3 protein-coding genes (1 of these 3 cut by a window edge) are annotated in these 16,341 nt (G+C 74.4%); all 3 read right to left on the reverse strand.

What is annotated here, in order from left to right; translation table 11 throughout:
• Tightly spaced (each overlapping or abutting the next), the 3 genes in view from TOK_RS08620 to TOK_RS08630 form a layout consistent with a single transcriptional unit that may run on beyond the window.
• Positions 1-828 (reverse strand): siderophore-interacting protein, encoded by an 828-nt coding sequence (locus tag TOK_RS08620; RefSeq protein ID WP_098957272.1) that lies wholly within the window; start codon positions 826-828, stop codon positions 1-3.
• A complete protein-coding gene (locus TOK_RS08625; RefSeq protein ID WP_098957273.1) occupies positions 828-15,191 on the reverse strand; it encodes a non-ribosomal peptide synthetase in 14,364 nt (4,787 codons plus the stop codon). Before TOK_RS08625 ends, TOK_RS08620 begins: the two co-directional genes overlap by 1 nt.
• Positions 15,191-16,341, reverse strand: partial view of a non-ribosomal peptide synthetase gene (locus TOK_RS08630; protein ID WP_172457487.1) — the end only. It continues 13,816 nt past the right edge of the window; 1,151 of the gene's 14,967 nt are visible here — the last part of the coding sequence; the start codon falls outside the window, past its right edge — the gene reads right to left on this strand; it ends in the stop codon at positions 15,191-15,193. The genes TOK_RS08625 and TOK_RS08630 overlap by 1 nt, the downstream gene beginning before the upstream one ends.

The following is a 16,341-nucleotide window of genomic DNA, read 5'->3' on the forward strand; positions in this document are numbered from 1 at the left end:
TCACAGGAGCCCGGCGCGGCCCAGCCGCTCCTCGTAGAGGTCCATCGCCTCCTCCTCGTTGCTCGCCTCGGCCTCGGCCTGCTCCCACAGCTCTCCGATGTCGACGGACGACCGCGCCAACCGCTCGGCCCACGCCGCGGCGTCCCGGCGCCAGTAGCCGATCACGCCGTACGACTGGGCGGGCAGCGTCAGCTCGTGGCGCAGGTACTTGCGGACAGCCCGCGTCGCGGCGGCCTCGCCCGCGACGTAGACATACCCCGGCCCGTCGGGCAGCTCCACCTCCCGCGCGATCCGCTCCAGCTCGGACCCGCCGTGCACGACCTCTGGGTTGTGCACCCAGGTGACCTCGGCGCCGGGGAGAGCCTGTTCGTCGGCGGCAGACGGGACCTCCGCGACGACGATCGTGCGCATCCCCGCAGGCGCCTCCTCGACGATGCGCGCCGCCGCGGGCAGGCCCGTGGTGTCGACGAGCAGCACCTGCCAGCCGGCGTCCTCCGGCCGGACCATCCAGCTGTTCTGGTAGGTCAGCGAGAGCTGGTCTCCCGGCTTCCCGCGGCGTGCCCACGACGACGCCGCCCCACCCTCGTGGACGATCACGTCGAACGTGACGCGGTCGCCCTCGACGCGGCGCACCGTGTACCAGTGTCCACGCTCCACATCGGACTCGGCGGCGCTCGATCCGTCGGCCGGGAACGTGAGCACGCACCCTTCGTCGGACACACCCAGCGACTCGAACCCGGACACCTCCACCACCACGCGCACGATGCTCGGCGACAGGGCCTCGACGGCGACGACGTCGGCGGGCCGCGCGTCCGGCTGGTCCCTCATCAGCTCTCCTCTGTCCTGTCGAGTACATCCTCCACCGCTGCCCGCAGCGCCGGACCCAGCTCCGCCACGGGTCCGGGCGCCAGCATCTCGGCGTGCGTGGCGTCGACGACGACCACCTGGAGGGGATCGTCGTAGAACGGCTGCCAGTCCTGGGGCGCAGCCGGGGTGGCGTCGCGGCCGGCCTTGAAGAACACCAGACGTGACGACGACCGGTGCGACGGGCCGTCGTAGCGGGCCGCGGAGATCCGCCGGATCCGGGCTGCGGCCTCGCCGATGTGCTCGTCGGACACTCCGGCGAGCAGCCCCGGCCGCCCGTCGACCAGCTCACGGACCGCGGCCGGCCCGAAGTCGTCCCCGGAGAGGTCGGAGAGGTCGGAGAGGTCGTAGCCGGTGAACAGCAGCAGCTCGTGGAGGGCGTCGTCCTCGCTGAGCTCCTCGACGTCCGGTGCGGACGCCTCGGGGAACCCGTCGATCATGACGACGAGCGGCGTCGGCCCCACCCTCGCTGCGACCTCGTGGGCGAGCACCGTGCCCAGCGACCAACCGAGCAGGACGTACGGTCCCTGCGCGCGCAGCTCACGGATCATGGCGGCGTAGCGGTCGGCCAGCTCGGCGATCGACGCCGTGCCGTCGCCGGTGTCCTGCAGCGCGAACACCGGGACGTCCGGCGGCAGGTGCGGCAGCAGCCGGGCGTAGGTCCAGCCGATGCCGATCGCAGGCGGCAGGCAGAACACGGCGGGTCCCTCGTCGGGGCCGGTGCGCAGCCGCAGGACGGCGTCGAAGGGTTCCGCCGACGTCAGGGTCGCCGCGAGGGCCGCGGGTGTCGGCGCCTGGAAGACGGTGGCGACGGAGACGTCCGCGTCCAGCTCGGCCCGGATCCGTGCGACCAGCCGGGTGGCCAGCAGCGAGTGCCCGCCGAGGTCGAAGAAGCCGTCGTCGACACCGACCCGGTCGACCTCGAGGACCTGCGCGAACAGTGCGCACAGCGCGATCTCCGACGCGGTCGACGGCTCACGCTCGGCGACCGTCGTCGTCTCGGGTTCGGGCAGCGCGCGGCGGTCGACCTTGCCGTGGCGGGTGAGCGGCAGCGTGTCGAGGACGACGACCGCCGCGGGCGTCATGTACCCGGGCAGCCGGGCCGCGACGTGCGCCCGGACGGCCATGTCGAGGTCCGCCGTGTTGCCGGGGTCGGCGGGGATGACGTAGGCGAGCAGCCGCCGCGCCTGGCCCGCACCCCGCATGACGACGACCGCGCGCCCGACCCGCGGATGGCCGCCGATCACGGCCTCCACCTCGCCGAGCTCGATGCGGTGCCCGCGGATCTTGACCTGGTCGTCGGCGCGGCCGTGCAGCGTGAGCCGCCCGTCGACACCGATCCGGGCCAGGTCGCCGGTGCGGTAGATCCGGGCGCCGTCCTCTCCGCACGGGTCGGCGACGAACCGTGCGGCCGTCTGTGCGGGCGCGTCGCGGTAGCCGCGGGCCAGCCCCGGCCCGGACAGGTACAGCTCGCCGAGGACACCGGCCGGGACGGGACGCAGCCGGTCGTCGAGGACGGCGACGCCGAAGCCCGCCACCGGCCCCTCGCCCTGCTCCCAGTCGAGTCGCCAGCGGTAGGCGTTGACGGTGGTCTCGCTGGGCCCGTACAGGTCGACGAAGTACGTCTCGCCGCCGGCGAAGCGCTCCCGGATGCGGTCGGTGATGGGCTCGCCGCCCACGGCGATGATCGACGGCCGGTGGCCCGGCCGGTCCCAGATGCCGCTGCTCAGCAGCGCGTCGACGTAGGACGGGGTGAGGTCGATGGCGTCGATGCGCTCGCGTTCGACGAGCGCCATCAGCGCCTCGGGGTCGCGCATCGTCGCCGAGTCGGCGACGACGAGCTCGCAGCCCTCCAGCATCCACAGCAGCGGGTCCCAGGAGGCGTCGAAGGAGAACTCGGCCGAGTGCATGACCCGCGGCAGCGGCCGCGGGACGCCGTGGGCGTCGTCGACGGCGAGCCGGTCGTGATGGGTCGCGGCCAGCCGGGCGAGCGCGTCGTGGCTGACCAGCACCCCCTTGGGCACCCCCGTCGAGCCCGAGGTGAACACCAGGTACGCGGGGTGGTCGCGGTACAGCGGAGCGACGCGGTCGGCGTCGGTGACCGGGTGCGCGGGCAGGCCTGCGACGTCCGTGGTGTCGACGTCGACCCTGCGCACCGACGCGGGCAGCCCGTCCGCGGGAACCGACGAGTGGGTGACGACGGCGACGGTGCCGGCCAGCAGCACCGTCTTGCGGTCCGCGGGCACCGTCGGGTCGACGGCCACGAACGCCGCGCCCGCGACCTGCACGGCGAGCAGCATGGTCACGAGGTCGGCGCCGCGGGGAAGCACCACGCCGACGACGTCCTCGGGGCCGCAGCCGAGGCCCGCCAGATGCCGGGCCCAGCGTGCGATGTCGGAGGTGACGCGCGTCGAGTCGCGCCGGTCGTCGCCCGCGGTGAGACACATGGCGGCGGGCCGGGCGGCGAGCCCGGCGACCAGCTCCGGGACCGTCGGAGCCGGGAGCAGCGGCGGCGTGGTGAGCCGCTCCCCCTCGTCGTCGGCCAGGACGGACAGGTCGTCGACCACGACCTCGGGGTCGGCCGCGACCTGCTCCAGCAGCCGGACGAGCCGGTCGCCCAACGCCTGTGCCGAAGCCCGATCGAACAGGTCGGCGTTGTACTCCACCGCGCAGCGCAGCCGGCCGTCCCGAGCCGTCGCGAAGTCGAAGGTCAGGTCGAACTGGGCCGACGTCCGCTCCCCCGCCAGGTCGGCCACCTCGGTGCCGGCAAGCGTCCATGCGCCGCCGCCCGCGGTCCCGTGGGTGACCATGACCTGGAACAACGGGTTGCGCGACGGGTCGCGGCGCGGGTCGAGGTGAGCGACGAGCCGGTCGAACGGCAGCGCCGAATGCTCGAACGCCGCCAGCCCGTTCTCCCGGACCCGCCCGGCGACCTGCCGGAACGTCGGAGCGCCCGCCAGGTCGGCGCGCAGCACGACGGTGTTGACGAAGCAGCCGACGAGCCCGTCGAGCGCCGCGTCGTCGCGGCCGGCGACAGGGGTGCCGATCGCGACGTCGTCGCCGGCCCCGAGCCGCGACAGCAGGGCCGCGACCGCCGAGGTGAGCACCAGCAGGTCGCTGGAGGACTCGTCGCGGGCCAGGGTCCGCAGCCGCTGCGCGGTCGCGGCTCCGACCTCGATGTCGACGCTGCCGCCACGCCCGCTGGGTGTCGCGGGGCGCGGGGTGGCGGTGGGCAGCTCGATCCGGTCGGGCAGGTCGGCGAGCGCTGTGGACCAGTGGTCGAGGACGGCGGTCATCGGCCCGGCGAGGAGGGCTTCCTCCCAGAGGGCGTAGTCGGCGTACTGCACGGGCAGCGGCGCCCAGGCCGGGGTGCGGCCGTCGCGGCGCGCGGCGTACGCCTGCGCCCACTCGTCGAGCAGGATCGGGGCCGACCACTCGTCCACGGCGACGTGGTGCACGACCAGTGCGACGACGTGGCTCTGCGGCGCCTCCCGGATCACGGTGAGCCGCAACGGCGGCTCGTGGTCCAGGTCGAAGTCGTGGCCGACGGCGCCGGTGAGCAACGCGGTGAGCCGCTCGGTGTCGGCCGGGTCGAGGTCGACGACGGGCCCGCCGACGGCCGCTGCCACGGCCGCGGGCTCCAGAACGTGCTGCGCCGGACCGTCGGGGCCGTCGCCGAACACCGTCCGCAGGGCCTCGTGCCGGGTGGCGACGTCGACGATCCCGGCGCGCAGCGCCTCCACATCGAGCGGACCGGTGACCCGGAAGACGAACGGGACCGTCGCCGTCGCGCCGAGCTGCTGCTCGAACCGGAACCGCTGCTGGACCGACGACAGCGGCACCCGCTCGGGGCGCTCCCCCGCGGTCAACGGCGGACGCGTCGGCGTGGCCGGCCCGCCGATCCTCGCCGCCAGGGCCGCGACGGTCGGGGCGTCGAAGATCGCCCGCATCGGCAGGTCGTCGCCCAGCTCGGCGCGGATGCGGCCCATGAGGCGCACAGCGAGCAGGGAGTGGCCGCCGAGGGTGAAGAACGAGTCGTCGACGCCGACCTCGGGCAGGTCGAGCAGCTCGGCGAACAGGGCGGCGAGCTGTCGCTCGGTCGCCGTCGTCGGCGCGGCGCTGCCGGTCGTCGGGGCTGCCGGGTCGGGCAGGGCCGTGCGGTCGACCTTCCCGTTGGCGGTCAACGGGAACGCGTCGAGCGCAGTGACCGTCGTCGGCACCATGTGCTCGGGCAGGAACCGGGCCGCGAACGCCCGGACGTCGTCACTCGGCGATCCGACCACATAGGACGCGAGGGCGCCGTTGCGGACGACCGTGACGGCCTGGCGCACGTCGGGGTGCCGGGCCAGGACGGTGTCGACCTCCTCCAGCTCGACGCGCATCCCGCGGACCTTCACCTGGTGGTCCGTGCGCCCGACGAACTCCAGCTCACCCGCGGCGCTCCAGCGGCCGAGGTCGCCGGTGCGGTAGAGCCGCTCGCCGGGGGTCCAGGGGTCGGCGACGAACCGCGCCGCCGTCATCACCGGGTCCCCGACGTAGCCACGGCCCAGCGGGAGCCCGCCGGTGTAGATCTCGCCGACCGCGCCGACGGGCGCGGGCCGCAGGTTCCGGTCGAGGACGAGCACCCGGGTGTCCGGGTTGGGCACGCCGATGGAGACCGACTCGCGCCGGTCCGTGCCGCGGTAGAAGCGGTGCGACACACCGATCGTGGCCTCGGCCGGGCCGTAGCCGTGGTACATCACCGAGTCGGGGAAGGCCGCGCGGAACCGGTCGAACAGCGCCGGCGTCAGGACCTCGCCGCCGCACCACACGTGCCGCAACGACGCGGGCGCCGTCCCCAGCTGCAGCATGACGTCGAGCATCGAGCTGACGAGGTAGGCGAACGAGACGCGCTCGCGGGCGATGAGGTCGAGCAGGTACTCGGGGTCGCGCTCGCCCTGCGGCTCGGCGATCACCAGCGTCGCGCCGGTGGTGAGCGGCAGGAAGATCTCGTTGACGGAGATGTCGAAGCCCATGGGCGCCTTGAACAACGCCGCGTCGCCGGGCCCGAACCCGAGCATGTCCCGCTGCCAGGCCAGCCGCGCACAGATCGCGTCGTGCCTGATCACGGCACCCTTGGGCACCCCGGTGGACCCCGACGTGAAGATGACGTAGGCGGCGTTCGCGCCCCGAACCCCCTGTGAGTGGCGGTACCGGCCATAGCCAGTACCGCCACTCACGACGTGTTCGACGCCCGCCGAGCGACACATGTTCTCGATGCGTTCGGAAGGCCACTCCGGCTGCAGCGCGACGAACACACCGCCCGCCCGCAGGACCGCGCACAGCGCGACGACCAGGTCGACCGACCGCTCCAGCTTCACGCCGACGGTCACCTCCGGCCCGACACCCTGCTCGACCAGCGACGACGCCAGTGCGGCGACTCGGACGTCGAACTCCGCGTAGGTCAGCCGCTCACCGGACGGGGCGACGATCGCGACCGCGTCCGGGGCCGCCGCCACCTGGGCGGCGACCATGCCCCACAACGACTCCGGGAGCTCACGGCCCGACGTCGTGGCGTTGCGGCCGTCGATCAGCGTCTGCTCGGCGTCGGTGAGGACGTCGACATGGCCGGACGGCGTCGTCGGGTCGGCGACCGTCGCGTCGAGCACCGTGCACAGTCGGTCGAGCAACGCCTGCGCGTCGGCCTCGGTGAGCAGGTCCGGGCGGTAGCGGACGGCGAAGTGCCAGCCGTCCCCGTCGGGCTGGATCACCAGCGCCACCGGGTAGTGGGTGGCGTCGCGGCCGTCGACGGCGGTGGTGGTCAGCCCGCCCGCAGCCTGGGCCTCGGTGACCGCCTCGGCGTCGACGGGGTAGGACTCGAACACGGCGAGGGTGTCGAACAGCTCGCCGACGCCCGCGATCTGCTGGATCGCGCCGAGGCCGAGCCAGGTGTGGTCGGCCAGCGCGATCTGGGTGGCCTGGACGCGCCGGGCCAGGTCGACGAGCGGCTCAGCCGGCCGCGTCGTCACGCGGACGGGAACGGTGTCGATGAACAGCCCGACGATCGACTCGGCGCCGTCGAGCGTCGGCGGCCGGCCGGAGACGGTGGCGCCGAAGACGACGTCGTCACGGCCGAGGACGCGCCCGAGCACGAGGCCCCACGCGGCCTGCACGACCGAGTTGACGGTCAGCCCGGCGTCCCGCGCGAAGGCGGACAACGAGCCCCCGCGCGCGGCCCCGACCTCCTCGGGCGGCACCGGCGCACCACCGACGGCGGCGAGGCGCGTCGGCTCCTCCAGCCCGGCCAGGGCCTCCGTCCATGCCGCGCGGGCGGCCTCCGCGTCCTGCGACGCCAGCCACGACAGGTGGTCGTGGTAGGAGCGGACAGGCGGGAGGTCGGTGCCCGCGTAGAGCGCGAACAGGTCCGCGACCAGCAGCGGCATCGACCAGCCGTCGAGCAGGATGTGGTGGTTCGACAGCACCAGCCGGTGCGTGCCGTCGGGTCTGCGGGCCAGCAGGACCCGCATCAGCGGCGGCGACGCCATGTCGAACGGGCGCGCCCGCTCGGCGTCCTCCCGCGCGGCGAGGTCCGCGTCGGACGCGACGTCGACGACCGTCACCGGGACGTCGGCGAACCCGGGGATCACCTGGACACCGTCGTCGGCGAGGAACGCGGCACTCAGCCCGGGGTGGCGGGCCAGCAGCGCCCGCAGCGCCCGGCGCAGCCGCTCGGGGTCGAGGTCGCCGTCCAGGTCGAGCGAGGTCTGCACGACGTAGGCGTCGCGCTCGTCGAGCTGGGCGTGGACGAGCATCCCGGACTGCAGCGGCGAGAGCGGCCACACGTCGGCCAGGCCCGGGTAGCGCGCGGACCAGCGGTCGACGTCGGCCTGCGTGACGTCGAGGAGCGGGAGGTCGGCGGCCGTGAGCGTGGCGGCGTCGGGGTCTGCGGCGTGGGCGACGATGGCGGCCATCGCGGCGCGCCAGGCGTCGGCGATCGCGCGGACCCGGTCCTCGGTGAGCAGCCCGGTCGGGAAGGCGAACGCGGCGCGCAGCACCGGACCGCCCGCGCCGTCGACCGTGGCCGCGTTGATCTCCAGCGCCGACGACGCCGGGTGCGTGGGGTCGGCGTCGCCTGCGAGGCCCGAGACCTCCGGCGCCGGGCCCCAGTCGGTTTCCGACGCGGGTGCCCCGCCGTCGAACCGTCCGAGGTAGTTGAAGCCGATCTGCGGGCCGGCGTATCCGGCCAGCTCGGGACCGGTGCGCGAGTTGAGGTGGCGCAGCAGGCCGTAGCCGATGCCGTGGTCGGGCACCGAGCGCAGATGCTGCTTCACCCGGGCGACGACGTCGCCGATCGGGCCGCCGGCGTCGAGCCGGACGGGGTGGACGCTGGTGAACCAGCCGACGGTGCCGGACAGGTCGGCGCCGCGGACGGCCTGCTCCTCGCGGCCGTGCCCCTCCAGCGAGACGAGGACGGAGTCCCCCCCGCGCACGCCCGCGACCGCGGTGGCGAGGCCCGCGAGCAGCAGGTCGGTGATGCCGGTGCGCAGCGTCTCGGGCGCGGAGGTGAGCAGGGCGGCGGTGACGTCGGCGGGCAGCTCGACCTCGACCTCGGACACGGTGCCGACGACGTCGACGGCCGGGTCGAGCGCACGGTCGCCGAGCAGCGGCTCGTCGGCGTCCAGGACACGGCGCCACCAGCTCAGCTCGGCCTCTCGCGCCGGCGCGACCGCGGCGTCGACGAGCCCGCGGGCCCACGCGCGCAACGACGTCCCACGCGGGGTCAGCGGGTCGCCGCGGTAGGCGGCGGCGAGGTCGTCTCCGATCAGCCGCCAGGACACCCCGTCGACGACGAGGTGGTGCGCGACGACCAGGAGCCTGTCGTCGGACCACGCGACCTGCAGCATCACGCCGTTCGCCGGGTCGAGCGCGCCCACGGAGTCGGCGAACACGGTCTCGTCGACGGCCGGAACGCGGCGGACCAGGGCGGCCGCGTCGACCGTGCCGGGGGCGGTGATCTCGTGCCGCCGGTCGCCGTCGACGGAGTGCAGCCGGGAACGCAGCGCGTCGTGGTGGTCGAGCAGGGTGCCGACGGCCGCGACGAGCCTGTCGTGGTCGAGCTGCGGGACCACGAGCATCGTGGCCTGGGAGAACCGGTCGAACGAGGGCACGTTGTCGACGAGCCAGGTGACGATCGGGGTGAGCGGGACGTCGCCGGTCGGGGTGTCGTCGACAGGACGGGTGTCCTCACCTCGTCCGGACAGGACGGCGGCGAGAGCGGCGACGGTGCGGGCCTCGAACACGTCGCGCGGAGCGAAGCGGTATCCGGCGGCGCGGGCGCGCGCGACGAGCTGCATGGAGACGATCGAGTCGCCGCCGAGGGCGAAGAACGAGTCCTCGACGCCGACGGTCTCCACGCCGAGCACGTCGGCGAACAGCGCGCAGAGCGCCTCCTCGACCGGTCCCTGCGGCGCCCGGCTCGCGACGATCTCCCGCGCGGGGTCGGGCAGCGCCTTGCGGTCGACCTTGCCGTTGGCGGTCAGGGGGAACGCGTCCAGCACGGTGACCGTCGCGGGCACCATGTGCTCGGGCAGGAACCGGGTGGCGAACTCCCTGGGGTCGTCGTCGACGGAACCGACCACATAGGACGCGAGTGCGTTGTCCCGCACCACCGTGACCGCCTGCCGCACACCGGGGTGCCGGGTCAGGACCGTGTCGATCTCCTCCAGCTCGACGCGCATCCCGCGGATCTTGACCTGGTGGTCGGCCCGCCCGACGAACTCCAGCTCGCCCGCGTCGTTCCAGCGGCCCAGGTCGCCGGTGCGGTAGAGCCGCTCACCGGGCGTCCACGGGTCGGCGACGAAGCGGGACGCCGTCATGACGGGGTCGCCGACGTATCCACGGCCGAGCGGGAGCCCGCCGGTGTACAGCTCGCCGACGACGCCCACCGGTGCCGGCCGAAGGTTGGGGTCGAGGACCAGGACCCGGGTGTCGGGATTGGGGACGCCGATCGACACGGACTCGCGACGGTCGTCGCCCCGGTAGAAGCGGTGCGACACACCGATCGTCGCCTCGGCCGGGCCGTACCCGTGGTACATCACCGAGTCGGGGAAGGCGGCGCGGAAGCGGTCGAACAGGCCCGGGGTGAGCACCTCGCCGCCGCACCACACGTGCGTCAGGGAGGCGGGCGGGGTGCCCAGCTCCAGCATGACGTCGAGCATCGAGCTGACCAGGTAGGCGAACGTCACGCGCTCGCGGGTGATCAGGTCGAGCAGGTACTGCGGGTCGCGCTCGCCGTCGGGCTCGGCGATCACCAGCCGGCCGCCCGTCGCGAGCGGCAGGAAGATCTCGTTGACGGAGATGTCGAAGCCCATGGGCGCCTTGAACAGCGCCGCGTCGCCGGGGCCGTAGCCGAGCATGTCGCGCTGCCAGTCGAGCCGCGCGCAGATCGCGGAGTGCCTGATCACGGCACCCTTGGGCACGCCGGTGGACCCGGACGTGAAGATCACGTAGGCGGCGTTGTCGCCGCGCACGGCCCCGTCGGGCACGAACCCGTCGACGGCGTCCACCCGCACCTGTGAGTGGCGATACTCGCTGCAGCGAGTATCGCCACTCACGACCACCGAGACACCCGCCGAGACGCACATGCCCTCGATCCGCTCGGCGGGCCACTCGGGCTGCAGCGGGACGAACGCCCCGCCCGCGCGCAGCACGGCGCACAGCGCGACGACGAGGTCGACCGACCGCGGCAGCAGTACCCCCACCGCGACCTCGGGTCCGACACCGAGCGACCGCAGCCGCGACGCCAGCGCCGCGACCCGTGCGTCGAACTCGCCGTAGGTCAGTGTCTCGTCGGGGCCGACCACCGCGATCGCCTCGGGAGCGGCGGCGACCTGCTCGGCCACCATGCCCCACAACGAGTCCCGCAGCGCCCGGCCGGACGCCGTCGCGTTGCGCGACCCGATCAACGCCGTCTCGCGCGCGTTCAGCACGTCGACTCGTCCACACTGGACGGTCGGGTCGGACGCCAACGCGACGAGCACCCGGACGACGCGGTCGAGCAGCCGCTCGGCCTGTGCGGCTGCGGAGGCGACGTACTTCAGGCCCAGGTGCAGCCGGTCGCCCGGGATCGCGACGAGGACGATCGGGTAGTGGGTGGCGTCGCGGCCGTCGACACCGACGGTGCGCAGCCCGGTGGACTGCTCGGCCTTGCCGAGGCTCTCGTCGTCGACGGGGTAGGACTCGAAGACGGTGAGCGTGTCGAACAGCTCGCCCCGCCCGACGACGGACTGGATCGCGCCCAGGCCCAGCCACGAGTGGTCCGACAGCGCGGCCTGCTCGGCCTGCACCCGCCCGACGAGGTCGGCCAGCGGCTCGGCGGCGCGCAGCCGGACCCGCACCGGGACCGTGTCGATGAACAGCCCGACCATCGCGTCCGACCCGGCCAGCGCGGCGGGCCGTCCGGACACCGTGGCGCCGAAGACGACGTCGTCGCGGCCGGTCAGCCGGCCGAGCACCACACCCCAGGCGGCCTGGACGATCGAGTTGAGGGTGACGCCGCGCTCGCGGGCCACCTCCGTCAACCGGGCGGTGAGCAACGGGTCGAGGTCGATGCCGCGCTGCTCGGGGACGGCCGCCCCCGGCGAGTCCGGCACGAGCCGGGTGGGCTCCTCGACGCCGTCGAGCGCCTGCGCCCACGCCGCGCGGGACGCATCGCGGTCCTGCGCGCCCAGCCACGCGAGGTGGTCGCGGAACGGGCGCACCTCGGGCAGCTGCGGGGCCGCGCCGGGCTCGCCGAGGCCGCCGAAGAGCGCGAAGAGGTCGGCCACCACGATCGGCGACGACCAGCCGTCGAGCACGATGTGGTGGTTGGTGATGAGCAGCCGGTGCCGCTGCTCGTCCCCCGAGTCGGGCAGCTGCATCAGCGTGAACCGCAGCAGCGGCGGCGACGCCACGTCGAACCGGGCGACCCGGTCGGCCTCGACGATCCGCGTGACCTCGGCGGCGGGGTCGGCGTCGCGGCGCAGGTCGATCTCGGCGAACGGGATGTCGACGTCGTCGAGCACGACCTGCACGGCCCCGTCGCCGTCGGTGACGAACGCGGTGCGCAGGTTCTCGTGCCGGGCGAGCAGCCCGCGCCCGGCGGCGCGGAGGCGGTCGTGGTCGAGCGGCCCGACCAGCTCCAGCTCGCTCTGGACCGTGTAGAGGTCGATGTCGGCGTCGTCGAACGACGCGTGGAACAGCAGGCCCTCCTGCAACGGGGTGAGCGGCCAGACGTCGGTGGCGGTCGGGTGGGTCGTGCGCAGCCGGCGCAGCGTCTCGGGGTCGGTCACCAGCGTCGCGGTGGACTCGACGGCAGCCTCCCGGCCCGCAACGACGGCGGCGAGCGCGGCGACGGTCCGGTGCTCGAACACGTCGCGCGGGGAGAACGCGAGCCCGGCGGCGCGGGCGCGGCCGACCAGCTGCATCGAGACGATGGAGTCGCCGCCGAGGGCGAAGAACGAGTCGTCGACGCCGATCTCGTCGACCCCGAGCGCGGTGGCGAACAGGGCCGCGAGCTGCTCCTCCAGCGGGGTCGACGGCGCCCGGCCGCTGCCGCCGGTCGCGGCGGGGACGGGCAGCGCGCGCCGGTCGATCTTGCCCGCGGTGGTGCGCGGCAGCTCGTCGAGCACGACGATCGCCGACGGGACCATGTGCTCGGGGAGCCGCATCGACAGGTGTTCGTGCAGCTCGTCGGGGGTGACCGCACCCGTCGCGAACCCGACGAGACGGCGCGGCCCGTCCGCGGCGACGATCACGGCCGCCGCACCGACCGCGGGGTGGGCGGCGAGCACGGACTCGATCTCGCCCAGCTCGATGCGGAAGCCGCGGATCTTGACCTGGTCGTCGGAGCGGCCGAGGTAGTCGAGCCGGCCGTCGTCTGTCCAGCGGACGAGGTCGCCGGTGCGGTAGAGCCGGCCCTGCGGCGCGGCGACGAAACGGGCCGCGGTCAGGCCTGGCTGGTTCAGGTATCCCCGCGCCAGCTGCGGGCCCGACAGGTACAGCTCACCCACGGCGCCGGGCGCGACGGGGCGCAGCGCGGCGTCGAGGACGTGGACCGTCGTCGCGGCCATCGGCCGGCCGATCGTCGGGACGGTTCCTTCGGTGATGAGCGCACACGTGGCGTCGACGGTGTACTCGGTGGGGCCATAGCAGTTGTAGGCGACGAGACCGGGCTGCTCGGCGAGCTGCTGCCACAGCGTCGTGCCGACGGCCTCGGCGCCGACGGTGACGACGCCAGGATGCCACTGCCCGGCGGCGAACAGGCCGCGCTCGACGACCTGGGCCATGTGCACCGGGACGAGGTCGATGAAGTCGATGCGGGCGTCGCGGATGCGGGCGACGAGCGCGTCGGGGTCGGCGACCTCGTCGTCGGTGGCGACGTGCAGCTCGTGCCCGACGAGCATCCACAGCAGGGGGTCGATCGCGCCGTCGAAGGTGAACGACGCCGTCGACAGGGCGCGGCCGAGCGGGAGGTGGCCGAGCGGTTCGTGCAGGTGGGCGGCCAGCAGGTTCGCCAGGCCACCGTGGGTGGCGACGACGCCCTTGGGCACGCCGGTGGTGCCGGAGGTGTAGATGACGTAGGCGGCGTTGCGGGAGTCGACGGCGACCGGTTCGTCAAGGGCGGGCGCGTCCCGGCGCGGCTCCGGCACGGTGCCGCCCACGACGGCGACCGGGGCCGCGTCGTCGAGGATCGTGCGGGTGCGCTCGGCGGGGTGCAGCGGGTTGAGCGGCAGGTACGCCGCGCCGGAGTACCAGATCCCCAGCATCGCGACGAACGTCGCGGCGCTGCGGGTCGCGGTGAACGCGACCGTCCGGTCCGGGCCGGCACCCGCCTCCACCAGCGCGTGTGCGAGACGGCGGGCGCGCAGGTCGAGCTCGGCGAGGGTGAGGGTCTCGTCGGCGGCGACGACGGCGAGGCCGTCGGGGTTGCGGGCGACACGGCGGCGGAACGTGTCGACGACGGTCTCGGCGTCGAGCGGCTGCGGGGGCCGGGTGCGCCACCGCGCGAGCAGAGCGTGCTCGCCGGAGGTCAGCAGGTCGAGGTCACCGAGGGTCGCGTCGGGGCCCGCGACGAACGCCTCGACGGCGCGCGCCAGGCGGTCCGCCCACCCCTGCGCGACGGCCTCTCCGATGACGTCGGGACGGACCTCCAGGAACAGCACGAGGCCGCCGTCGGGGCCGGGTCCGGCGGTGAGGCCGAGGGGGAAGTTGGTCGCGTCGACTCCCGTGACGTCGGAGACGCGCAGCTCGGCGGCCTGCTCGGCGTCGCCGATCGCGTCGACGTCGACGGGGTAGGACTCGAAGACGTAGAGGGTGTCGAACAGCTCGCCGACGCCCGCGACGCGCTGGATGTCGGCCAGCCCGACGTGCTGGTGGTCCATCAGCGCGGCCTGCTCGGCCTGCAGCCGGGACAGGAACGCGGCGACGGTCTCGCCCGCGCGGATCCGGACCCGCACCGGCACGGTGTTGACGAACAGCCCGACCATGTCGGCGACGCCGGGCAGGTCGGCGGGACGCCCCGAGACGACGGAGCCGAAGAGCACGTCGTCGCGGCCCAGCGCGGTCGCGAGCACGAGCCCCCACGCGCCCTGCAGCACCGTGTTGGGGGTGAGGCCGTGGGCTTGGGCAAAGGCGGTGACCGAGGAAGGGACGGTCACCGGCACCTTCACCGGCAGCGCCGCGGTCAGCGAGGCCTCGGGCGGGGCGATGCGCGTCGGCTCCGGCGGGTCGGCGAGCGCGGCGGCCCAGGCGGCCTCGCCCGCGGCGGGGTCGAGGGCCTTGAGCCGGGCGAGGTGGTCCTTGAACGGCCGGACCGGTGGCAGGGACTCCCCCGCGTAGCGGGCGATGATCTCGCGGACCACCATCGGGACCGACCAGCCGTCGAGCAGGATGTGGTGGTGTGTCAGCACCAGTTGGTGCACGTCAGGGGCGGTCCGCAGCAGCATGAACCGCATCAGCGGCGGGGCCTGCATGTCGAAGCGGGTGCGCCGGTCGGCGGCGAGCAGCTCGGCGATCTCGGCCGGGTCGGCGCCGGTGAGGTCGCGCTCCTCCCACGGCGCGGTGACCTCGCGCAGCACGACGGCCATCGGCTCGCCGCTGTCGTGGACGAACGCCGCCCGCAGGTTGGGGTGGCGGCCGATGACGTGGTCGGCGGCGGCGCGCAGCCGCGCGGCGTCGAGCGCGCCGGTCAGCTCGATCGCCGTCTGGACGGTGTAGACGTCCACCGCGGTCTCGTCGAACAGCGCGTGGAAGAGCATTCCCTGCTGCAGTGACGAGAGCGGCAGGACGTCCTCGATACGCGACGCCATCAGAAACCCCACTTCGATCCGAGCAGGTCGAGCTGCTCCTGGCTGACCGAGACGAGCGAGACGTCCGACGGGGTCAGTCCGCCGGCATCACCCGCCTCGACGTGACGGGCGAGCGCGGTCAGCGCCTCGACCCAGTGGGCGGCAAGGGATTCGACGACGGCGGTGTCGACGACCCCGGGCGGGTGGGCCCAGGTGGCGCGCAGGAGGCCGCCGTCGGTCATGGCGTTGACCTCGAGCGGCCAGGTCGCCGGGGCGGTGGCGTCGGAGGTGCCGCCGAGGGCGCCGAACTCGGGCGCGGGTGTCCACGGCTCGCTCGTCCCCGGGGCGCTCCCCATGCGGCCCAGGTAGTTGAAGGCGATCTGCGGGCGCGGGAGGCCTGCCAGCTCGTTCTGCAGCAGCCCGAAGCCGATCCCCCGGTCGGGCAGCGACCGCAGGTGTTCCTTGACCCGCTTGACCAGGGTCCCGGCCGCGGGGCCGCCGGCGAAGGCGTCGTCGACGTCGAGGCCGGTGAGGTCGAGCCGCGCCGGGTGGACGCTGGTGAACCAGCCGACCGTGCGGGAGAGGTCGGCTCCGTCGACGACGTCGTCCTCGCGGCCGTGCCCCTCCAGCCCGACGAGGACGTGCTCGCCACCGCGGACCTTCGCGGTCGCGAGTGCGAGCCCGCTGAGCAGGACGTCGTCGACGCCGCCGTGGAACGCCTCCGGGACGGTGGTGAGCACGGCGTCGGTGACGTCGGCGGGGACCTCGACGACGACCTCGCGCATCGTGGCGACGACGTCGACCTCTGGGTCGAGCTCGCGGGTGCCGAGCGCGGGTTCGGGATCGGCCAGCACCTCGCGCCACAGCGGCAGCTCGGCGGACCGGTCGAGCGCGGTGAGCCCGAGGGCCCAGGTGCGCAGCGACGTCGGCACCGGCGCGAGCGGCTCGCCGCGGTAGGCCGCGGCGAGGTCGGGGCCGAGGATGCGCCACGACACCCCGTCGACGACCGCGTGGTGCACCAGCACGAAGAGCCTGCTGCCGCGGTCGCCACCGTCGAGCCAGACGACCTGGATCGGGACGCCGTCCTCGACGTCGAGCCGGTCGGCGGCCGCGTTCCAGGTGTCGACGACCCAGCTGTCCGCCCAGGTCGCGCCCTCGGGGAGGGCTTCGC

Source organism: Pseudonocardia sp. N23, from assembly GCF_002583555.1.
In the GTDB taxonomy this organism is placed as follows: domain Bacteria; phylum Actinomycetota; class Actinomycetes; order Mycobacteriales; family Pseudonocardiaceae; genus Pseudonocardia.

What these genes read in the sequence shown, in the direction of transcription:
- TOK_RS08620 (WP_098957272.1), bottom strand. Translation starts at nt 828, where the DNA reads ATGAGGGACCAGCCGGACGCGCGGCCCGCCGACGTCGTCGCCGTCGAG.
- TOK_RS08625 (WP_098957273.1), bottom strand. Translation starts at nt 15,191, where the DNA reads ATGGCGTCGCGTATCGAGGACGTCCTGCCGCTCTCGTCACTGCAGCAG.